This window comes from Pseudomonas sp. NUPR-001, from assembly GCF_052147955.1.
Classification (GTDB): domain Bacteria; phylum Pseudomonadota; class Gammaproteobacteria; order Pseudomonadales; family Pseudomonadaceae; genus Aquipseudomonas.
Map to the genome: position 1 here is coordinate 1,094,211 of NZ_CP197353.1, position 21,241 is coordinate 1,115,451.

Genomic DNA, 21,241 nt, shown 5'->3' on the forward strand with positions numbered 1-21,241 from the left:
AAAGCGGGATCCTGGTCTGTTGGTGAGAGGGCAGGGTAACGCTGCGTTCAGTCGCAGGGCAATCCGCGCGCGTTCAGGTGCTCAAGCAGGCGCCGATAGAGGCGCTCCAGGTGCGCAAGCTCAAGACCATGGCGGCTGGCGACGCGGCAGGCGTGACCGAGCAGGTAGTGGATTTCGGTGCGCCGACCCTGGCGAACATCCTGATACATGGAAGAGTAGTTGGCGGCGGTGGCCTTGATCACGCGTTCGACTTCTTCACTCAAGCCCTCGGCTGCCTGCGGTTGACCACAGCATCGCAGCAATTCAGTGAGTTCGGCGCACAGCGTGGCCACTTCACAGTGGTGCAACTCCAGGCCACCGTTGCGGCAGTCGTGCAGCACGGTCAGCGGATTGATCGCGCAGTTCAGGGCCAGTTTGCGCCACAGGCGGGTGAGGATGTCGGGCGTCCACTGATGGGGAATACCGGCATCAGACAGATCGTCGAGCCATTCGGGCAATGCTGGATTGGCCTGATCGCCCAACCAGTTGAAGCCGTGCCCGGCAAAGTTGACCTGCCAGTCTGCTTCGCGAAAAGCGCCTTCGGTGCTGGAGGCAAAAATGCAGCGGGCGTGGGGTACTTGGTTGGCCACCGCATCCTGGCTGCCCAGGCCGTTCTGTAACAGAATCAGATCGGCGCCATGGGCCAGGCGAGGCGCTATCTGGGCCACGGCCTGTTCGGCATCGTAGGCTTTGCACGCCACCAATAAGCGATGAATGGGCGTGTTGTCGTCTGCGGTTTGGGCCGGAATGGCGTGCTGTTGTGCCTGGCCCTTTTCGATCAGGGTCAGCCCGCCGCTGGCCTCGTACGCCTCAAGCCGCGCGGTGTCTCGCAGGATCAAACGGACCGCTTTACCTGCACGGGCCAGTCGGCAGGCCCAGAGGCTGCCCAGACTGCCTGCGCCGAGAATATGCCAGGTGCTGCTCATCAGCGTTTCGCAACCGTTATAATGAGCCGGTATTTTAACCGTCAAACCCTGCGCGCTCCATCGCGCTCTTTCGTTAGAGCCAGGTGCGTGCGTTTATTTTTTGGAGAGAAGGTATGCCGTCGTTCGACGTGGTATCGGAACTGGACAAGCACGAAGTCACCAACGCCGTAGACAACGCGATCAAAGAACTGGACCGTCGTTATGACCTCAAGGGCAAGGGTAGCTTCGATTTCAAAGAGAAAGAGCTGACGGTTGGCCTGACCGCCGAAGCTGAGTTCCAGCTCGAAGCGATGATCGAAATCCTCAAGATGGCCCTGATCAAGCGCAAGATCGACGTTCAGTGCCTGGAAGTGAAGGATGCCTACCCATCGGGCAAGGTGATGAAGCAGGAAGCCACCCTTAAAGAAGGCATCGATAAAGAGCTGGCGAAGAAGATCGTCGCGCATATCAAAGAAGCCAAGCTCAAGGTTCAGGCCGCCATTCAAGGCGAGCAGGTACGGGTCACCGGCAAAAAACGTGACGACCTGCAGGAAGCCATCGCTGCACTGCGCGCCAAGGAATTCGGCATGCCGCTGCAGTTCAACAACTTCCGCGACTGATCGATGCACTTCGGAACCTTGGCGCCGTTTTGGCGTCCGAGGTCTCTGGTGCCGCTGAAACGATTGCGGCGTGATTTATACAGCTTTTGCCGCTCGGCATCAGGAGAACATTATGGATTTAAGTGCTGAAGTCGATCAGCTGGTGAAAACCTCGCAAACCTGGCTGCCGTTGATCATGGAGTACGGCAGCCGCTTTTTGCTGGCATTGCTGACCCTGGCGATTGGCTGGTGGGTGACCAACAAAGTGTCCGCCCATCTGGGCAAACTGGTGGCATTGCGTAATACCGACCGCGCGCTGCAGGGCTTTATCACCAGCCTGGCCAATATCATTCTGAAGATTCTGCTGGTCATCAGCGTCGCTTCGATGATTGGTATCGAAACCACGTCGTTCGTTGCCGCTATCGGTGCGGCGGGTCTGGCCATTGGTCTGGCCCTGCAAGGCAGCCTGTCGAACTTCGCCGGTGGCGTGTTGATCCTGTTGTTCCGTCCGTTTCGTCTGGGTGACTGGATTGAAGCCCAAGGCGTTGCCGGGACCGTGGACAGCATCCAGATCTTCCACACCGTGCTGCGTACCGGTGACAACAAAACCGTGATCCTGCCTAACGGCAGCCTGTCCAACGGCATCATCACCAACACCAACCGTCAGCCGACCCGCAAGGTGGTGTTCGATGTCGGTGTTGATTACGAAGCCGACCTGCAGAAGGCCCGTCAGGTGTTGCTGGAGCTGGCCAAAGACCCACGCGTGCACCAGGATCCGGCGCCTCAGGCGGTGGTTTCGTTGCTGGGTGACAGCTCGATCACCTTGTCGTTGCGGATCTGGGTCAATACCGCTGACTACTGGGATGTGATGTTCATGCTCAACGAGCATGCGCGTGACCGTCTGAAGGAAGAGGGGATCGACATCCCGTTCCCGCAGCGGGTTATCCGCGTGGTGCAAGAAGCAGCAGTGTAAGGGGTCTGTGGGAGCGGGCTTGCCCCGCGATGCGGTGTTGGCTGACACACCGCTATCGCGGGGCAAGCCCGCTCCTACAGCCGGGGGATTACACTTGTTCACGTCTTCCCGCTACCTGCCCCCCGGTGTTTCTGGCATATAGGCTGGCTTACTTCTGTTTGTCCGGTCTTTCCATGCTTACCCCTCTGATCAATATCACACCCTTGCGTGCCTTGTGCTTCGCAATGACCCTGGCGCTGTTCGAGCTGCTGACTTACCTCGCCAGCGATGTGGTGATGCCGGCGATGCCGGTGGTGGTCGCTGATCTCAATGCCAGCCCCGCCTACATTCCCCATGCGCTTAACCTGTACCTGCTGGGCGGTGTGCTGCTGCAATGGCTGATCGGCCCGCTGGCGGATCGCTATGGCCGCAGACCCCTGCTGTTGCTGGGCTGTGCGATTTTCTGCGTCACCTGTCTGGCAGCCTTCTGGGTACAGGGCATTGAACTGTTCAACCTGCTGCGGCTGTTACAGGGTATTGGCCTGGGCTTTGTCGTGACGGTCAGCTATCCGGCGCTGAACGAGGCATTCAGTGAAGCCGATGCGGTACGCATGATGGCGTTGTTGGCAAACATCGCGCTGCTTTCGCCATTGCTCGGCCCATTGGTCGGCACCTTGTTGCTGGAGTGGGTGTCGTGGCGTTGGTTGTTCGTGATCTTCGGCGCCTGTGCGGTGCTGTCGTGGTTTGCGCTGTACCGCTTTATGCCAGAGACCCTCGGCGTCGAGCGCCGTGACGGTTCGCGCCTGGCGTTCCAGCCTATTCACGTGAAGGCATTGCTAACCGGCTATGCCCAATTGCTCAGCAATCGCCGCTTTGTTGCTGGCAGTGCAGCGCTGGGGCTGGTCGGTCTGCCGCTGATCGGCTGGATTGGCTTGTCGCCGGTGCTGCTGATTCACGATGAAGGCCTGAGCACTTTGGACTATGCCTTGTGGCAGTTGCCGGTGTTTGGTGGCCTGATCCTCGGCAATCTGATCATCAACCGTATCGCCGACCGTTACTCGCTCAAAGGCTTGGTGCGGCGTGCGCTTTGGCCGTACCTGAGCGGTATTCTGGGCATGCTGCTGGCCACCTGGTTGTTGCCCAGCGTAGCCAGCCTGGTGGCGGGGATGTCGGTGTATGCCCTGGGCCTGGGCATCGCCAATGCGGTGTTGTACCGCATGACCCTGTTCTCCAGCGAGCAGAGCAAGGGCCTGGTATCGGCCATGCTGGGGATGATCACCATCGCCTTGTTGGGCCTGGGCGGTGCGCTGCTGGCAGTGCTCGGCGCAGGCGACAGCCTGTTGAGCTTTGCGGTGGCGGCGGGGGCGGCGGGGGTATTGGCGCTGTGGCCGCTGCAGGTCGTTCTCAGGGCGTCCAGCGAACAGGCCGAGGCGATGCCGGGGTAATCCCGGCAATGGCCTCAGGCAGGCTCAGGGGCGTTGCTCGGCTACAGGATTTTCGGCAGGTTCTTGCTTACCCTTATCTGTCTCCTGGCGCCACTGCAGGGCGATCAGAATCAGGGTCGGCACGCCGAGCAAGGCGGTGATCAGGAAGAAGTCGTGGTAGCCGAACTTTTCTACCATCACCCCTGAGTAGCCACCGATCAGGCGCGGCAACAGCAGCATGATCGAGCTCAGCAAGGCATATTGGGTGGCGGAGAACTTGAGGTTGGTCAGGCTCGACAGGTAGGCCACGAAGGCCGAGGTCGCCAGGCCCGAGCTGAAGTTGTCGAGCGAAATGGTCACCACCAGCATCTGCAGGTTCGGGCCCATGTCGGCGAGCATCAGGAACAGGATGTTGGTGGCTGCCGAGGCGGCACCGCCGATGAACAGGATCGGCAGGATACCGAAGCGCACAATCAGCAAGCCGCCCATGCCGGCGCCGACCAGGGTCATGATCAGGCCGAAAATCTTGCTGACACTGGCGATCTGGTCCTTGGTGAAGCCCTGGTCGATGTAAAACACGTTGGCCATGACGCCCATGACCGTATCGGACATCCGGTAGGTGGCGATCAGGCCGAGCAGCAGCAATGCCTGCCAGCGGTAGCGCAGGATGAAATCGTTGACCGGCGTCAGCACCGGCGCCAACCCGCGACGGCCCAGAGACGACAGGCACAGTGTCGTCAGGGTGATGTAGAGGATCGCACGCAGGAACGCGCGGTCTTCAAGCAGCAGGTCGAGCAGGCTGACGCCGTCGAACAGCACGCTGGCGAAGTCGGTGTTGTACAGCTGGGTGAAGGTCGCAGGTACCGAAACCAGCAGAATGATCAGCACGAACACCGATACCAACTGATGGGCCAAACCGTAACGGGCGGCGGACAACTGGGTGCGCAACGGCACCGGCGGTTCGCGCATGAGCAGGGTGGTAATGACTGCGGGCAGCATCAGTACGCCGAACAGCACATAGGTGCCGGTCCAGGCTTTGTGCAGGTAGCTGAAGCCGGTGGAGCCGAAGCCTTCGGCAAAGAACAGGGCACCGGCGGTGGCTAACAGCGCGGCAACCCGATAGCCGGCCATGTAGCTGGCGGCCAGTGCGGCCTGGCGTTGGTCGTCGGCGATTTCCAGGCGATAGGCGTCAACGGCGATGTCTTGAGTGGCCGAGGCGAAAGCGACCAGTACCGCCAGGGCGATCAACCAGGACAGATGTTTTTGCGGATCACAAAAGCCCATCCCCACCAGACCGATGACCACCAGCACTTGCGACAGCACCAGCCAGGAGCGACGTCGACCCAGTTTGCCGAGCAGCGGCAAGCGCCATTGGTCGAGCAGCGGTGACCAGACCCATTTGAAGGCATAGGCCAAACCGATCAAGCTGGCATAGCCGATGGTTTCACGGGCCACCCCGGCCTCGCGCAGCCACACCGACAGGGTTGAAAACACCAGCATGTAGGGCAAGCCGGCCGCAAAGCCGAGCAGCAACAGCACCAAGGTAGACGGGCTGGCATAGGCAGCGAGCGCAGCGCGCCAGGTTTTACGGGGCATGGGCCAACATCTGCCTCAAGTTTACGAAAACAAAGCGCGCACTCTAACCGCTGTGCTCCATCGGGCGCCAGCCATGACGCAACATATCCACACGATTATTGTGCACGGTGATGCCTTCTGCCCGTAAGCGTGCACGTTGTTCGTCGCCTGACGGCGTGCCCAGCGCCAGGCTCAAACGCCCACCAGCGCCTAACACCCGATGCCAGGGGAGTTGGGTGTCTGCGGGCAACTGGCTCAGGATACGCCCTACCCAGCGCGCGGCGCGGCCCAGCCCGGCCAGTTCGGCAAGCTGGCCGTAGGCGACGACCTTGCCAGCGGGCACTTGGCCAAGCACCAGATAAAGCGCCATTCGTCGGGCTTGGGCGTGTTCCGTCGGATCGCCAGGGGGCACTGTCATCGCGGCCTCGCAGGTATTTGCAGTGAAGTCGGTGTGATCGGGTTACAAACAGGAATTGAACTCATTGGCCTGAGCTGGGTCAGTCCTTGCTCTACGAGCGGGTATCTGGATAATGCCCGACTTTTTTGCAAACCAGAGTCCGCATTTGCTTATGTTTTCCAGAGTTTTGTTGTGCCTTGCCTTAGTTTCCGCTTGCTCTGCGGCTGTTGCAGATACCGTATGGATGAAAAACGGCGATCGGCTCAGCGGCAAGATCACCGTGTTTGACGGCGGCAAGCTGTTGCTCAAGACCGAATACGGTGGCTCCATTGCCCTGGACTGGAAGCAGGTCAAGACCCTGGAAAGCGATCAGGAACTGCTGGTCAAGCAGGATGCCTACACCGGCGAGAAAGCCAAATCGCTCAGTGCTGCCGAAGATGGCAAGGTGATCCTGGCCAACGGCGAGGCGCCGAAAACCGTCGAACTGGCGAGCATCCAGCAAATCATGAAGCCTAAGCCGGTGATCGAAGACCTGTCGTGGAAGGGTAACGTCGATGTGGCCATGGACTACAAACGCGCCGAGTCCGACAGCGATGACTATGACATCGACTTCAAGACCATTGCACGCCACGGGCGCTGGCGCCATCAGGCCGAAGGCGAGTACAACCGCGAAAGCAAAGACGACCTGACCACCACCAACAACTGGAGCGCGGAATATGCGCTGGACCGCTTCCTTACCGAGAAGTGGTTCTGGCAAGGGCGCCTTGAGTACAAGCGTGATCATATTGAAGACCTGGCACGCCAACGTACCGTGGGTACCGGCCCGGGTTATCAGTTCTGGGACGATGAGCTGGGGGCCTTCTCCCTCGGTTCGCTGGTCAACCGTACCGACTATGAATACGCCGACGGTGGCAAAGACAATTTCTACTCCCTGGCCATGAAGTGGGACTACAACCGCTACCTGATCGGCAAGCGCGTCGAGCTGTTCACCAGTGGCGAAGTCGGCAAGCCGCTCGATGGCGTGGCCAACTATGCGCTGGATGCCGAAGTCGGCTTGCGTTACAAAGTCACCGAGTGGGCGTCGCTGAACCTCAAAGCGGAAAAAGATGTGATCAGCGGTACCCGCGACAGCGACCTGGACAAAACCCGCTACACCGCAGGCTTCGGCGTGACGTGGTAAGTCTTCTGGCAACCGACGCCGATAATGATTATTTTGACGGTGCTGCATAGGGCCGGAGCTCACCTCCGGCCAGCCCTCAGAACATTATCGAGTCGGGAGTCACACCGTGAGCGCTAAAGTCGCACAACAGGCCCGCGAGCTGCTGCTCAAGGAATACCGTGGAGTGCTGTCTACGCATTCCAAGTCGATGCCAGGCTTCCCCTTTGGCTCGGTAGTGCCGTACTGCCTGGATGCCGAAGGCAATCCGCTGATTCTGATCAGCCGCATTGCCCAGCACACCCACAATCTGCAAAAAGACCCCAAATGCTCCTTGCTGGTAGGCGAGCGCGATGCTGAAGACGTACAGGCCGTGGGTCGCCTGACCGTCCTGGCCAACGCGCAAAAGCTCGATGAGCCGGCCCAGATCGAAGCCGCAGCCGAGCGTTACTACCGCTACTTCCCGGAGTCGAGCAATTACCATAAGGCCCATGATTTCGACTTCTGGGTACTCAAACCGGTGCGCCATCGCTACATCGGTGGCTTCGGCGCGATCCACTGGGTTGATCACCTGAGCCTGGCCAATCCATTTGCCGGTAAAGCCGAGCTGAGCATGATCGAGCACATGAACAGCGATCATGCCAACGCCATTGCCCATTACGTCCAGCTCAGCGGCCTGCCGCAAGGCACGGCGCAGATGGTCGGGATCGACAGCGAAGGCATGCACCTGCGCATCGGTCAGGGCGTACACTGGCTGCCGTTTGCAGTGCCTTGCAACACGCCGATACAAGTGCGCGAAGCCCTGGTTTTTCTGGCGCGCGCCGATCAATGGCCGGCGCGTGAAAGCGCTCAGGGTTGAAATAGCGCTTGAGCGCAACCATTAAAGGTCTACTGCAAGGGCTACTTGCGTAGAGGATCCATTGATGCGTGCTTTTCTATTGCTGTTTCTGATTTTTCCGGTGCTGGAGTTGTATGTGTTCTTCAAGGTCAGCACCGCGATCGGCTTCTTTCCGGCGCTGCTGCTGATCATCGCCGGCTCCGCCCTGGGTGTGCTGGTCGTACGGGTGGCCGGCCTGGCCACTGCGCTGCGTGCCCGCGAGAGCTTGCAGCGCGGTGAACTGCCTGCTGAAGACATGTTCCAGGGCCTGATGCTGGCGCTTGGCGGTGGTTTGCTGCTGCTGCCAGGTTTTATCAGCGACGTGATCGGCCTGATCTGCCTGTTGCCGTTCACCCGCCGTCTGGTCGGGCGCAAGATGCGCGAACGCGCCGAGGCCCAGGCCATGCGCCAGCGCGCCTTCAGCGATGATCCGTTCATGGCGCGTCCGGGCAACCCTGGCAGCTCGCCGCGTCAGCCCAACGTCATCGAGGGTGAGTACGAACATCGCGACTCGCGTCCCACCCGTGATCCGCGGGATCTGTAAGCACCGCAACGCTCACCACAACGGTCCCGAAAGGGGCCGTTGTGCGTTATGCGACACGATCGCTAAAAATTTTCATCAGCAAGCCTTGTAATTGATCTTGGCGACCCTATGTAGGGGTTACCGCAAGGTTTCCGTGGGAATGCCCCGGACATTACATGCGTGGTTCGCATTGCGAGCTACGAGCGGCTACGCCGCAAGCATCAACCTGCCGGTGTCGATACCGGCCGATGAAAACCACAATTAGGAGAGATCGACAATGAAGCTTCGTCCTCTGCATGACCGCGTCGTTATCCGCCGCAGCGAAGAAGAATCGAAAACCGCTGGCGGTATCGTGCTGCCAGGTTCGGCTGCTGAAAAACCTAACCGTGGCGAAATCGTCGCTGTAGGTACCGGTCGCATCCTGGACAACGGTGAAGTGCGTGCGCTGGCCGTGAAAGTGGGTGACAAGGTGGTTTTCGGCCCTTACTCGGGCAGCAACACTGTGAAAGTTGACGGCGAAGACTTGCTGGTAATGGCTGAGAACGAAATTCTCGCCGTTATCGAAGGCTGATTCTGCTGGTTTCCCGTTACTCCAAAGTATTCAAGGATTAAACGATCATGGCTGCTAAAGACGTAAAATTCGGCGATTCCGCCCGCAAGAAAATGCTCGTTGGTGTCAACGTTCTGGCTGACGCTGTAAAAGCGACCCTCGGCCCGAAAGGCCGTAACGTTGTTCTGGCCAAGAGCTTCGGCGCTCCGACCATCACCAAAGACGGTGTTTCGGTTGCCAAAGAAATCGAACTCAAAGACGCCTTCGAAAACATGGGCGCCCAGCTGCTCAAAGACGTTGCCTCGAAGGCCAACGACGAAGCCGGTGACGGCACCACCACCGCCACCGTTCTGGCTCAAGCCATCGTTAGCGAAGGCCTGAAAGCCGTTGCTGCCGGCATGAACCCGATGGACCTCAAGCGCGGCATCGACAAGGCCACTGTTGCCATCGTCAAAGAGCTGCAAGCCCTGTCCAAGCCATGCGCCGACTCCAAGGCCATCGCTCAGGTGGGTACCATCTCGGCCAACTCCGACAACTCCATCGGTGACATCATCGCCGAAGCCATGGAAAAAGTCGGTAAAGAAGGCGTGATCACCGTTGAAGAAGGCTCGGGCCTGGAAAACGAACTGTCGGTTGTAGAAGGCATGCAGTTCGACCGTGGCTACCTGTCCCCTTACTTCGTCAACAAGCCAGACACCATGGTTGCCGAGCTGGAAGGCCCGCTGCTGCTGCTGGTTGACAAGAAAATCTCCAACATCCGCGAACTGCTGCCAGTTCTGGAAGCCGTTGCCAAGGCCGGCCGTCCACTGCTGATCGTTGCTGAAGACGTTGAAGGCGAAGCGCTGGCTACCCTGGTCGTCAACAACATGCGCGGCATCGTTAAAGTTGCTGCGGTCAAGGCACCAGGCTTCGGCGACCGCCGTAAAGCCATGCTGCAGGACATCGCCGTCCTGACCGGCGGTACCGTCATCTCCGAAGAAATCGGCCTGAGCCTGGAGTCCGCGACTCTGGAGCACCTGGGCAACGCCAAGCGCGTAACCCTGTCGAAAGAAAACACCACCATCATCGATGGTGCTGGCCAGGAAGTTGACATCGAAGCACGCGTCAAGCAGATCCGTGCCCAGATCGAAGAAACCTCTTCGGACTACGACCGTGAAAAACTGCAAGAGCGTCTGGCCAAACTGGCTGGCGGTGTTGCCGTGATTAAGGTCGGTGCTGGCACCGAAGTTGAAATGAAAGAGAAGAAAGCCCGCGTTGAAGACGCTCTGCACGCTACCCGTGCAGCCGTTGAAGAAGGCGTGGTGCCTGGCGGTGGTGTTGCCCTGGTTCGCTCGCTGCAAGCGATTGCCGAGCTCAAAGGCGACAACGAAGACCAGAACGTTGGTATCCAACTGCTGCGCCGTGCTGTTGAAGCACCTCTGCGTCAGATCGTTGCCAACGCCGGCGATGAGCCAAGCGTAGTGGTCGACAAGGTCAAGCAAGGTTCGGGCAACTTCGGTTACAACGCTGCTACTGGCCAGTACGGCGACATGATCGAAATGGGTATCCTCGACCCAGCCAAAGTAACCCGTTCGGCCCTGCAAGCTGCTGCTTCGATCGGTGGTCTGATGATCACTACCGAAGCCATGGTTGCTGATGCTCCGGTTGAAGCTTCTGCTGGCGGCGGCATGCCAGACATGGGCGGCATGGGTGGTATGGGCGGCATGGGCGGCATGATGTAAGCCAGCCTTACCCGCTTGAGAAAAAGCCCCGCTATATGCGGGGCTTTTTTTTGGGTTTTTCACGGGTTGCCGGGGAAGGATTGGCTTTGGCTTTGGCTTGGGGGCTGGGCTGGCGCCTACATCCGGCCCTACCGGTGGGAGCGGGCTTGCCCCGCGATTTGCTGTATCGGGCCAGATCGCGGGGCAAGCCCGCTCCTACAGCAACCCGCGATGAGCTTTTTGGTGCCTATTGTAGGCGCGGCGGTGCAGCGACCCGATTTTCCCGTTCCCACTGAGCCGCCTCGACAGGTTTGCGGTACAGCACCCAGTAATAGCAACCCAGGCTGATCAGCCAGCAAAACACCGCAGTCCACACGTTGTGCGAGAAGAAGTGCGCGCCTTGCAGCATGCGCCCAATCGAAAACACGGTGCCTAGGCCAAAGGCGAACAGCAGCGCGGCGCGGGCCAGTCGCGGGCGTCGGTCGCGCAGGGCGAAGAACAGCGCAAACAAGGTAAACCCAGTCGCTGCATGACCGCCCGGCCAGCACCGCCCAGGCTTCTCAGTGGCTGGCCGAGGGCTGAGCAATTCGCTGTAGGTTTCCTTGCCACCAAATTCTTTGAGGCTCCACGGGCACTGCACCGCAGTCACCGCTTTTACTGGCGTAACAAAACTGGTCGACAGCCCCATGGCCAGCACCAGATAGCCCAGTTCGCGCCGCCAGCCTTTCAGAGGCTGCCAGAAGAAACTGCCGATGAAGGCGACAATGGCACCCAGGGCCAAGACAATAACCGCTTGTTTGGCACGGTCATGCAGAATGTCTTCCAGGAAGTAGCTGTGCCGACCTATGAACTGCCCGGCAACCGGGTCGAAGGCCAGGTTGGCCAGGTCCATATCCAGTGAGGTCAGTTCCAGCAGGATTAGCAGCAGTGCGGTAACCACAGGGATGCCGAGGGCAATCCACAGGTTGAGCGGGCGAGAAGGGGCAGATAGCGGCATGGTAGGTCCAGGCAGGTCAAAGGGGCAGTCCCGACCGGCAATTCTCGGGGAGTCGCTATAACCTGTCTGTGAAGACTAAGTGAAAAAAACGTCAGCCAGCATTAAAGTTGCGCCGCCCTAGCCGAGCGTGGCTGTTGGCCTTAAGCTGCGCCTGCCAAGCAGGCAAATGCCCCGGACGGGAGAACCCCACATGCGCATTCTTTTGGTTGAAGACAACCGCGATATTCTGGCCAACCTCGCCGACTACCTGGGCCTTAAAGGCTACACCGTAGACTGCGCCCAGGACGGCTTGTCGGGTTTACACCTGGCCGCCACCGAACACTATGACCTGATCGTACTCGACATCATGTTGCCGGGTATCGATGGCTACACGTTATGCAAACGTTTACGCGAGGACGCGCGACGTGACACTCCAGTGATCATGCTCACCGCCCGCGATCAACTCGACGACCGCCTGCAGGGCTTTCGTTCTGGCGCTGATGACTACTTGCTCAAGCCCTTTGCCTTGTCGGAGCTGGCTGCGCGTATTGAAGCGGTACTGCGGCGTGCCCAGGGTGGCGGTCGACGCACGCTGCAAGTCAGCGATCTGGTGTATGACCTCGACACGCTTGAGGTAACCCGCGAAGGCAAACTGCTCAAGCTCAACCCGGTGGGCTTGAAGTTGCTGGCGGTGCTCATGCAGAAAAGCCCTCACGTATTGCGCCGTGAGGTGCTGGAGGAAGCGCTGTGGGGCGACGATTGCCCAGACAGCGACAGCCTGCGCAGTCACGTCCACCAGTTGCGTCAGGTGATCGACAAGCCATTTGAGAAGCCGTTGCTGCATACCGTCCATGGCGTGGGTTACCGCCTTGCCGAGGGCCGTGATGGAGTTTAAGCAAAGCCTTGCCCAGCGGATCATCATTGCCTTCGCACTGATGAGTGCGCTGGTGGCCGGCGCATTCGCCTTTGGCATCGTGGCTACGGTGCATCTGGTTGAAGAACGCCTGATTTCGGCGGTGCTGGGCGGTGACTTGCAACGCTTGCTGCGCATGGACAGCGTCAGCGACTGGAGCCACCGGCCGCGGCCGGATCAATTGTTCTACTACAGCGGCGGGCGCGGCGAGTTCGATATGCCCAAAGACCTGCGTCACCTGACGCCGGGTTTTCACGAAGTGTTTCGTGAGCAGTTGTCTTATCACGCCATGGTCGAGGTGGTGGACGGCCGGCATTACGTCTTGCTGCAGGATCAGAGCGATTTCGAAGAACGTGAGCGCGTGCTGTTTGCCGTGGTCGTGGTGGGCTTTGTGCTCAGCCTGGCCCTGGCAGTGTTTCTAGGTTGGGTATTGGCGCGCAAGGTGATGGCACCGGTGATCCGTCTGGCCCATCAGGTGCGTCATCGCGATCAGCTACTGGGCCTGGCGCCGCCGCTGGCACCCGACTATGCCGCCGACGAAGTTGGCCAGCTGGCCATGGCGTTTGACGACACCCTGGGACGTCTGCGCGATGCCTTGACGCGTGAGCGCCTGTTCACCAGTGATGTGAGTCACGAACTGCGTACACCGTTGATGGTGTTGGCCAGTTCCTGTGAGTTGCTGATGGTCAACCCCAACATCGACCCGCGTGCCCGCTCGCAGATCGAGCGGATCGCCAGGGCCACGGAGGAGATGCAGGAGCTGGTGAAAACCTTCCTGATGCTCGCCCGCGCTCAGCGAGATGTGGGTGCCGTGGCATCGCGCGCCACCCTCAAGGAAGTGGCTGATGATCTGATTGGCGTATGGCGAGACACCATTGAGCAGAAAGGTCTGTCGCTGATCTACGACTGCAAGGTCTTTCCCTCGACCCTGTTTAACGCCACTTTCCTGCAGGCGGTGATGGGCAACTTGTTACGTAACGCCGCCCATTACACCGATTACGGCTTTATCCGTCTGACACTGGATACCAATGGCTTCACCGTCGAAGACAGTGGCGTAGGGATCCCGGAGGAGCAGCGCGAGGCGATGTTCCGCCCATTTGTGCGTGGCGATGAGCGCCGTGGTGAAGGCCTGGGCCTGGGCCTGTCGCTGGTGCAGCGTATTTGCGACGACCAGGGCTGGACGGTGCAGCTGTCGGCCATGGTGCCCAATGGCTGTCGTTTTCACGTTGATCTGAGCCGTGCACCAGAGTGTTTGCTCGACGCGGAATGAGGGGGCAACGCCCCTCACGCATGGTCACTTCTTGTAACTTTTCTCATGCGTGCTCACAATTTTTTCACATCCGCATGACCTGACGACAACGCTTGCCCGCCTAAGGTGGGCGAATTGGAGTCAGGAGATGCACCATGCGTAGCCCCATCAAGCTTGAATTTTCCGAGAAGTACGACCAGCAGCACGCGCAAGACTACTTTCTCAAGCATCAAGACGGCCTGGCTCGGCGTTTGTCCCACCAACGTGATGAACAACTGGCCCGCCGTGCCCTGGCCCTGGCCGGAGAGCCTGGCCTGGTGCTCGACCTGCCGTGTGGCGCCGGTCGTTTCTGGCCGATGCTGGCAGAAAAGCCAAATCGGGTAATCATTGGCGCGGACAACTCTGAAGCGATGCTGGAGACCGCCACCAAGTCGCAACCTGCCCATATCGTGGAACGGGTACGGACTTTGCAAACTTCAGCGTTCGCCATCGACTTGCCGGACAACTCAGTCGATAGCATTTTCTGCATGCGGCTGATGCACCACATTGGTGAGGCCGAGCATCGGAAAACAATTCTCTCGGAATTTCAACGTGTTACCCGCGACAGCGTGATTCTGTCGTTGTGGGTCGATGGCAATTTCAAAGCTTGGCGTCGTCAGAAACTCGAGCAACGCCGCTACGCAGAAACGGGTAAACCCAGCTATCAGAACCGTTTTGTGTTACCGGTTGCTACGGTTGAAGAAGAGTTTCAGGCAGCAGGCTTCCGAATTCAGGAACGTTTGGACTTTTTACCGTTCTATGCCATGTGGCGAGTATACGTATTGCGTAAGGGGTAGTAAGGCATGGCGGTAGAGCGCTCCGGAACAACGGCGGGAAACAACAGTTTTAACCATTTCTGGCAGCAGCAGGGTGAATGGGTCGAGGCGCCTAACCAGCGACGGGGCGGCGAAAGTGGTGTACAGCGGCTGAGCGATGAAAATGGCCAGGTGCTGTATTCCAAACGCCAGATTGGCCATATCTACCGCAGCTTGATGCACCCGTTCGGGCGTCCGACGGTGTTGCGTGAGTACGATGCAATCAACAGTTTTGAGCAATTGGGTGTGCGGGTGCCGCACATCGTCTATTGCGGTGTCGAACGCGATGCCGATCACCAGTGGCGCGCCCTGCTGGTGAGCGAAGCCCTGGATGGCTTTGAAGACTGCGACAACTGGTACGCCAGCGGCGCACGCGAGCGTTACAGCGAAGCGTTGCACGAGCGTATGTTGCAGGACCTGGCGCAGAACCTTGCGCGGATGCACCGCGGTCACTGGCAGCACGGTTGCCTGTATGGCAAGCACGTGTTTATCAAGGTTATCGGTGAAGGCGATGAGGCACGCGCCGAAGTGGCATTGCTGGACCTGGAAAAGTGCCGCCGACGCATCAGCTGTCAGCGCGCAGCGGCAAATGACCTGAAGCAATTGCGCCGCCATTCGTCATTCAATGACGCAGAGTGGCGAAAGCTGCTCTATTTTTACCAAATGGCGTTTGGCAGCGTTGTCAAAGGTTTAGCGTAATGAAACTAGAAATAGCTCGAGGTTTGTTTCTCCTGGCCGCCCTTGGGGTGGCTACGGCTGCTGTGGCGGCTTGGGAAGAGCCCGGGCCTGTGGTGGTCAGCCATGGCGACAGCGCGCCGCTGCCGAGAGTGGCGAAGGTGCAGACCCCCGTCAGCCCCGATCACGACTTGTTGCTGTTCATGTTTGGCATGAGCCAAGGCTTGCGTTCGCAAAACTGACACGCCTCGGTGGGAGCGGGCTTGCCCCGCGATTGCGGTTTGGGTGTTACACCGCTTCGCGGGGCAAGCCCGCTCCTACTGGGTGTTTGTGTGCCAGCAGGGTGTATACGCAGGGCAACACGAACAGGGTAAACAGGGTGCCCACCGACATCCCGGTGGCAATCACCGTGCCGATATCAAAACGGCTTACTGCCCCAGCGCCACTGGCGAAAATCAACGGCACCATGCCAAAGACCATCGCCGCCGTGGTCATCAGTACCGGGCGCAGGCGTATCGCCGCCGCTTCTTCTACCGCCTCACGGGCGCTCAAGCCTTTCTGCTCACGCAACTGATTGGCGAACTCGACCACCAGAATGCCGTGCTTGCTGATCAGGCCGATCAGTGTCACCAGGCCGACCTGGGTGTAGATGTTCATGCTGGAAATCCCCAGGAACAGTGGTATCAGCGCACCGCAGATCGACAGTGGGACGGTTACCAGGATCACCAGCGGATCGCGGAAACTTTCGAACTGTGCAGCCAGCACCAGGAAGATGATCGCCAACGCCAGGCCGAACGTTACCCACAGGGCACTGCCTTCCTGCACAAACTGGCGTGCGGCACCGGCGTAGTCGAAGGCGTAGCCTTGCGGCGCCTCTTCGCGGGCAATGTTGCGCACGGTGTCCAGCGCTTCGCCCATGCTGACCATGGGGAAGCCCTGGATGATCGCTGAGTTCAATTGCTGGAACTGGTTCAACTGGCGTGGCCGCGCGCGGTCGCTGATGCTGATCAGTGTCGACAGCGGCAGCATCTGCCCCTGTTGGTTTTTCACGTAGTAGTTGCTCAACCAGTCGGGGTTATCGCGGTAGGGCCGCTCGACCTGAGCGATCACCTTGTAGCTGCGGCCATCGATGGTAAAACGGTTGATTTCTGCCTCCCCGAGCAGGGTCGCCAGGGTGCCACCCAGGGCGTCCATGGACACCCCCATCTGCGCCGCCTTGGCGCGGTCGATATCGACTACCACCTCGGGTTTGTCGAAGGCCAGGTCGATGTCGAGGAAGGCAAATTTGCCGGAGGCCTGGGCGCGTTCCTTGACCCGTTCGGCGACCTCCAGCAGAGACTCATAGTCGTTGGCGGTGTTGATCACAAACTGGAACGGCAGGCCTTCGCCAGTGCCGGGCAAGGAGGGCAAGTTGAAGCCGAAAATCTGCAGGCCGGCGATACTTTCAAGCTTGCTTTGCACCAGCGGCAGTAGTTCCATCTGGGTGCGCTCGCGTTCGTTCCAGGGCTTGAGCAAGAAGCCGCCGATACCCGACTGCACCCCGTTGAAACCGTTGATCTGGAACGAGGAGTAGTACTCGGGGAACGCCTTGAAGATATCGATGAACTCGTCGGTGTAGGTGTTCAGGTAATCGAGGTTGGTCGGTTGTGGCGCAGTGGCCATCATGAAGATCACGCCCTGGTCTTCATCCGGTGCCAGTTCGTTTTTGGTGAACATCAGGAACACCGGGATCAGGCACAGCACGATCACGGCGAACACCAGCACCACTGGGCGGGTGTTGAGGGTCGCGTGCAGCAGCTTCTGGTAGCGCACCTTGAGGCCTTCGAACATCTGGTCGAGGCGGTGGGCCAGGCCACTGGGGTTGACGTCGTGGCGCAACAGCAGGGCGCACATCATCGGTGACAGGGTCAGGGCGATGATCCCGGAAATGATCACCGCACCGGCCAGGGTCAGGGCGAACTCTTTGAACAAGGCCCCGGTCAGGCCCTCGAGAAAGCCGATAGGCGCATACACCGCAGCCAGGGTGATGGTCATCGACACCACCGGCATGGCGATCTCCCTGGCGCCTTCCAGCGCCGCTTCGAAGGGGGTCTTACCTTCTTCGATGTGCCGATGAATGTTTTCCACCACGACAATCGCGTCGTCTACCACCAGGCCGATGGCCAGCACCATCGCCAGCAAGGTCAGCAGGTTGAGCGAGTAGCCCATCAGTTGCATGAAGAACAGCACGCCGATCATCGAAAGCGGAATGGTGATCACCGGGATCAGCACGGAGCGCAAGGCGCCGAGGAACAGGAACACCACGACGATGACGATCAGTACTGCTTCGACCAGGGTCTTGACCACCTCGTCGATCGACGCCTGGATGAACAGGGTCGCGTCGTAGGCGATCGAGGCCTTGAGGTTGGGTGGCAGCTGGCTTTGTAGCTCCGGCATCAGCTTGCGCACCTCCTTGATCACATCCAGCGGGTTGGCGCCCGGCGTGGCCTTGATGCCGATGTACACCGAGGGCGTGCCATCGAAGGAACTGACGGTGTCGTAGTTTTCCGCGCCCATCTCCACCCGTGCCACGTCACCCAGCAGCACACGGCTGTCGCCGCTGGTTTTCAGCGGGATGTTGGCGAACGCCTCGGCGGTTTTCAGCTCAGTAGTGGCGTTGATACTGGTGACAATGTATTCGCCTTTGACCTCACCGGCAGCCGAGAGGAAGTTGTAGCGGCGCACGGCATCGGTCACTTCATTGGCGCTGAGGCCGTAACCGGCGAGTTTCACCGGGTCGATCCACAGGCGCATGGCAAACAGCTGGTTGCCGAGGATTTCCGCCTCGGCCATGCCCGGCAGGGTGGCCAGCTTGGGCTGGATCACCCGCGACAGGTAGTCGGTGATCTGCGGATTGCTCAGCTCGCTGCTGAAGAAGCTGATGTACATCAGCGCCGAGGCATCGGCGGCTTCCTTGCTCAGTACCGGGTCTTCGGCGTCTTGTGGCAGTTTGTTTTTCACCTCGTTGGCCTTGGCCAGCAGCTCAGTGAACAAACGGTCGCTGTCGGCGCCGATCCGCGCATAGATGGAAATCACTGAGAAGTTCTGGCGACTCACCGAAGTCATGTAGTCGATGCCTTCGGCACTGGCCAGGCTTTGCTGCATCGGCTGGGTGATATAGCCCTGGATGGTTTCGGCGTTGGCACCGGGGTAGGCGGTGGTCACCGTGATCAGGGCGTTTTCCATCTGTGGGTACTGGCGGATGGGCAATTTGCTCCAGGCCTGGAAGCCCAGCAGCACAATCAACAGACTGACGACGCTTGCCAGCACCGGACGACGGATGAACGGGTCGGTAAAAGCCATGATGCATCCTCGGTCAGTTGGCGCGCGACTGCTGGTTGCTCGATGGGGCCTGGGTTTTGTCCGGGCTGATGGTGATCGACGCACCCTGGGTCAGTTTCAACTGGCCGGCAGTTACCACCTTCTCGCCCGCTTGCAGGCCTTTGTGAATCACCACCAGGCCGTCACGGCGCTCGCCGGTCTCGACAAATCGGCGCTCGGCGATCAGCTCCGGCTGACCTTGAGGATTATTCTGCACCTGGCCGTCTTCGGCTTTTTTCGGTACTACCACGTACACCGAGTTGCCGTAGAGGGTGTAGGTCACGGCACTTTCCGGTACCACCACCTGTGGCTTGGGATCTGGCAGCAGCACCTGCAAACTGCTGAACATGCCCGGCAGCAGCTTGCCTTCAGGGTTGGCCAGGGTGGCGCGCACGCGCACGTTACGGGTGCTGTCTTCAACCTTGGGGTTGATGGCGCTGATGGTGCCGGGGAAGGTTTGCTGCGGATACGCCGCGACGGTGACCAGCACTTGCTGGCCAATGTTCAGCTTGGGAATCGCCTGTTCGGCGACAAAGAAATCGACATACAGGCTGCTCAGGTCTTGCAGGGTCGCGATCACTGTGCCGCTGGCCAGGTAGTCGCCGATATCGACCTGGCGGATGCCGATGGTGCCACTGAAGGGCGCGCTGATGCTTTTCTTGGCCAGGGCGGCCTTGAGCTGATCGACGACTGCCTTGCTGCGTTTGTACTGCGCGTTGAGGCGGTCGTACTCGCCGCGCGAAATGGCCTGGCTGCCGACCAGTTGGCTGCCGCGATTGAAATCCACCTGCGCCAGGCCCAGGTCGGCCATGGCCGTGCCTAGCAGTGCGGTCTCGACATCACTGTCCAGTTGCAACAGCGGCTGGCCTTTGCTGACTTTCTGCCCGGACTCAAACTGCAGCGCCTTGACTGTGCCAGCGGTTTCCAGGCTCAGGTCGACACCTTGAAACGCCGTGAGGCTACCGACGGCGGGCAGGCGATTTTGCCAGGCGCGTTCGCTGGACTCGGTCGCCGCCACACTGATCGGTGGTTTCGGAGCCGAGAACATCTGCACCTGCTGATAGATGGAGAAGGCCTTGTAGCCCCCCAGTATCAACACCAGCAGCACAACAACACCTAACATGATCAGCATGCGGCGGCGCAGCATAGTCCAGTTCCTTGGATACGATTTATTGTTTGACGCGCACGACGACGGGCGATCCTGCCCACATGCGCTGTAGCCGAATATTACTCGTTTGACCGGGGCAGGGAAGCCTGTGTTCCCAGGTATTTGGTAGGAACGGGCTTGCCCCGCGATGCGCTGCAACTGACTTGTGGGAGCGGGCTTGCCCCGCGATGCGTTGCAACTGACCTGTGGGAGCGGGCTTGCCCCGCGATACGTTGCAACTGACGAAACGCAATCAACGGGGCCACAGATGTCAGGCCAAGTGCAGGTGATTGTCCCAAAGCCCGGAAGGCAGCTGCAGCGGCTGGCCGATCAATTCAGTCTTGCGGCAATCGTACAGCCGGCAACGGCCCTGACCGGAGGTGACGACAAAGCCATCGGCCACCGCGCCCACGCCAGCGCAATCGGGCATTGGTGCATCGACGCGTATTTGCGCGGTGTCCAGGTCCCAGATGAACAGGCGATTGGCCCGTGGTGCCGTCAGGGCAACCAGGCGCAGTTCGTTATGAATGGCCACGCTGGCGGTGTAGTTGGCCATAGACTGCAACTGCTGCTCGGGCACCGGGAAGGCCTGGAAGGCTTGCCCAGGCCGCTTGATCGCCAACAGCTCGGCGGTTTCATCGCCCGATCCCATGAACTGTTGACCGGCGACGATGGTGCCGTCGCTGGCGATCGCCAGGTGGCGCACGCTGTTCATTTGTTGCGCCAACACCTCCTTGCTGATCAGCGTACCGTCACGCTGCATCAGCACCAGGCTTGGCTGCATGGCGTCGAGGTTCATTTCCACCCGGCTTTCGGCTTCGGTACGAATACCCCCGTTGGCCACCACCAGGGTTTCGCCATCGGGCATCCACGACACCTGATGCGGGCCGATACCGTGGGTGGAAATTTCACCACTATGGCTCAGGCGCTCACCCTCGAAGCGGTAGACCCCCAACACACCACGACCGGGATCTGTGGTGTCGTTCTCGGTGGCGTACAGCCATTCACCGCTCTTGTGGATCACCGCATGGCCATAGAAATGCCGGTTCGGCTGCGAGGCGAGGGTCTGGATCAAGCGGCCATCGCGCAGGTCGATCAGGTAGCTCTCGGTGCCAGGGCGGCGAGCGACGAACAGGGCAATTGGCTGCTCTGGGTGGTTGATGATGTCATGGCAACGCTGGGCAACTTCGGTGGCGAACACCTGGGTGCCGTCCAGACGATAGCCGACGGCATAGTGTTTGCCGTCGCTATCGTCGCGGGCCGACAGCAGCAACGGGCTGCCGTTTTTGCCGCGAAACAGCGTCCAGCCGCCCAACGTGAGGGCGCTGAGCAGAACGCTACCGAGTTTGAGAGCCTGGCGTCGCAACATG

Annotated in this window: 20 protein-coding genes; 13 read left to right on the forward strand and 7 right to left on the reverse strand. The window is 59.8% G+C overall.

All coding sequences use genetic code 11. From position 1 onward, the window contains the following. Nucleotides 1–47: 47 nt before the first annotated feature. The gene (locus tag ACP6KB_RS05120; RefSeq protein WP_442112340.1) at nt 48–965 is read right to left on the reverse strand and encodes a putative 2-dehydropantoate 2-reductase; all 918 of its coding nucleotides are present in this window, start codon (nt 963–965) and stop codon (nt 48–50) included. Nucleotides 966–1,078: 113 nt separating this feature from the next. Here ACP6KB_RS05120 and ACP6KB_RS05125 point away from each other — a divergent pair, with 113 nt between their 5' ends. From ACP6KB_RS05125 to ACP6KB_RS05135, 3 genes are all read left to right on the forward strand, one after another. Continuing rightward, nucleotides 1,079–1,564, forward strand: a complete 486-nt coding sequence (locus ACP6KB_RS05125) for a YajQ family cyclic di-GMP-binding protein (protein WP_442112341.1) — start codon at nt 1,079–1,081, stop codon at nt 1,562–1,564. A 112-nt stretch (nt 1,565–1,676) separates the two neighbouring features. Continuing rightward, nucleotides 1,677–2,516: a mechanosensitive ion channel family protein gene (locus ACP6KB_RS05130; RefSeq protein WP_442112342.1), complete on the forward strand. Its 840-nt coding sequence runs from the start codon at nt 1,677–1,679 to the stop codon at nt 2,514–2,516. A 173-nt stretch (nt 2,517–2,689) separates the two neighbouring features. Continuing rightward, on the forward strand, nt 2,690–3,940 hold the full coding sequence (locus ACP6KB_RS05135) for an MFS transporter (protein ID WP_442112343.1): 1,251 nt from the start codon (nt 2,690–2,692) through the stop codon (nt 3,938–3,940). Nucleotides 3,941–3,964: 24 nt separating this feature from the next. Here ACP6KB_RS05135 and ACP6KB_RS05140 read toward each other — a convergent pair whose 3' ends face one another. Both ACP6KB_RS05140 and ACP6KB_RS05145 read right to left on the reverse strand, forming a co-directional pair. Continuing rightward, complete coding sequence (locus tag ACP6KB_RS05140; protein ID WP_442112344.1) at nt 3,965–5,515, reverse strand: AmpG family muropeptide MFS transporter; 1,551 nt, start codon at nt 5,513–5,515, stop codon at nt 3,965–3,967. Nucleotides 5,516–5,558: 43 nt separating this feature from the next. Then, a complete protein-coding gene (locus tag ACP6KB_RS05145; RefSeq protein WP_442112345.1) occupies nt 5,559–5,912 on the reverse strand; it encodes an MGMT family protein in 354 nt (117 codons plus the stop codon). A gap of 151 nt (nt 5,913–6,063) precedes the next feature. Here ACP6KB_RS05145 and ACP6KB_RS05150 point away from each other — a divergent pair, with 151 nt between their 5' ends. From ACP6KB_RS05150 to groL, 5 genes are all read left to right on the forward strand, one after another. Next, nucleotides 6,064–7,071: a DUF481 domain-containing protein gene (locus ACP6KB_RS05150; protein ID WP_442112346.1), complete on the forward strand. Its 1,008-nt coding sequence runs from the start codon at nt 6,064–6,066 to the stop codon at nt 7,069–7,071. A gap of 106 nt (nt 7,072–7,177) precedes the next feature. After that, complete coding sequence (locus ACP6KB_RS05155) at nt 7,178–7,906, forward strand: HugZ family pyridoxamine 5'-phosphate oxidase (RefSeq protein ID WP_442112347.1); 729 nt, start codon at nt 7,178–7,180, stop codon at nt 7,904–7,906. Nucleotides 7,907–7,970: 64 nt separating this feature from the next. Beyond that, nucleotides 7,971–8,468 (forward strand): FxsA family protein, encoded by a 498-nt coding sequence (locus ACP6KB_RS05160; protein WP_442112348.1) that lies wholly within the window; start codon nt 7,971–7,973, stop codon nt 8,466–8,468. 256 nt (nt 8,469–8,724) lie between these two features. After that, on the forward strand, nt 8,725–9,018 hold the full coding sequence (locus ACP6KB_RS05165; protein ID WP_009050540.1) for a co-chaperone GroES: 294 nt from the start codon (nt 8,725–8,727) through the stop codon (nt 9,016–9,018). Nucleotides 9,019–9,065: 47 nt separating this feature from the next. Continuing rightward, on the forward strand, nt 9,066–10,718 hold the full coding sequence (gene groL / locus ACP6KB_RS05170) for a chaperonin GroEL (protein ID WP_442112349.1): 1,653 nt from the start codon (nt 9,066–9,068) through the stop codon (nt 10,716–10,718). Between the two features lie 226 nt (nt 10,719–10,944). Here the strand turns inward: groL and ACP6KB_RS05175 are convergent, their stop codons facing one another. After that, on the reverse strand, nt 10,945–11,694 hold the full coding sequence (locus ACP6KB_RS05175; protein WP_442112350.1) for a phosphatase PAP2 family protein: 750 nt from the start codon (nt 11,692–11,694) through the stop codon (nt 10,945–10,947). A gap of 190 nt (nt 11,695–11,884) precedes the next feature. On the opposite strand from ACP6KB_RS05175, the gene colR reads away from it, so the two are divergent. The 5 genes from colR (at nt 11,885) to ACP6KB_RS05200 (ending at nt 15,606) form a co-directional block, all read left to right on the forward strand. Further along, entirely contained in the window at nt 11,885–12,568 is a 684-nt protein-coding gene (gene colR, locus ACP6KB_RS05180) for a two-component system response regulator ColR (RefSeq protein ID WP_442112351.1), read from the forward strand. After that, nucleotides 12,558–13,856 carry a sensor histidine kinase gene (locus ACP6KB_RS05185; protein ID WP_442112352.1) on the forward strand — a complete coding sequence of 433 codons (1,299 nt, stop codon included), beginning with the start codon at nt 12,558–12,560 and terminating at the stop codon, nt 13,854–13,856. The genes colR and ACP6KB_RS05185 overlap by 11 nt, the downstream gene beginning before the upstream one ends. A 134-nt stretch (nt 13,857–13,990) precedes the next feature. After that, nucleotides 13,991–14,671 carry a class I SAM-dependent methyltransferase gene (locus ACP6KB_RS05190; protein WP_442112353.1) on the forward strand — a complete coding sequence of 227 codons (681 nt, stop codon included), beginning with the start codon at nt 13,991–13,993 and terminating at the stop codon, nt 14,669–14,671. Nucleotides 14,672–14,677: 6 nt separating this feature from the next. Next, entirely contained in the window at nt 14,678–15,388 is a 711-nt protein-coding gene (locus ACP6KB_RS05195) for a lipopolysaccharide kinase InaA family protein (RefSeq protein ID WP_442112354.1), read from the forward strand. Next, nucleotides 15,388–15,606 carry a hypothetical protein gene (locus ACP6KB_RS05200; protein ID WP_442112355.1) on the forward strand — a complete coding sequence of 73 codons (219 nt, stop codon included), beginning with the start codon at nt 15,388–15,390 and terminating at the stop codon, nt 15,604–15,606. The genes ACP6KB_RS05195 and ACP6KB_RS05200 overlap by 1 nt, the downstream gene beginning before the upstream one ends. 46 nt (nt 15,607–15,652) lie before the next feature. Here the strand turns inward: ACP6KB_RS05200 and ACP6KB_RS05205 are convergent, their stop codons facing one another. The 3 genes from ACP6KB_RS05205 to ACP6KB_RS05215 all read right to left on the reverse strand — a co-directional run bounded on the left by ACP6KB_RS05205 (nt 15,653) and on the right by ACP6KB_RS05215 (nt 21,240). Beyond that, nucleotides 15,653–18,706 (reverse strand): multidrug efflux RND transporter permease subunit, encoded by a 3,054-nt coding sequence (locus ACP6KB_RS05205; RefSeq protein ID WP_442112356.1) that lies wholly within the window; start codon nt 18,704–18,706, stop codon nt 15,653–15,655. Nucleotides 18,707–18,719: 13 nt separating this feature from the next. Next, complete coding sequence (locus tag ACP6KB_RS05210) at nt 18,720–19,871, reverse strand: efflux RND transporter periplasmic adaptor subunit (RefSeq protein WP_442112357.1); 1,152 nt, start codon at nt 19,869–19,871, stop codon at nt 18,720–18,722. 271 nt (nt 19,872–20,142) lie between these two features. Further along, a complete protein-coding gene (locus ACP6KB_RS05215) occupies nt 20,143–21,240 on the reverse strand; it encodes a DUF1513 domain-containing protein (protein WP_442112358.1) in 1,098 nt (365 codons plus the stop codon). Nucleotide 21,241: the final 1 nt, after the last annotated feature.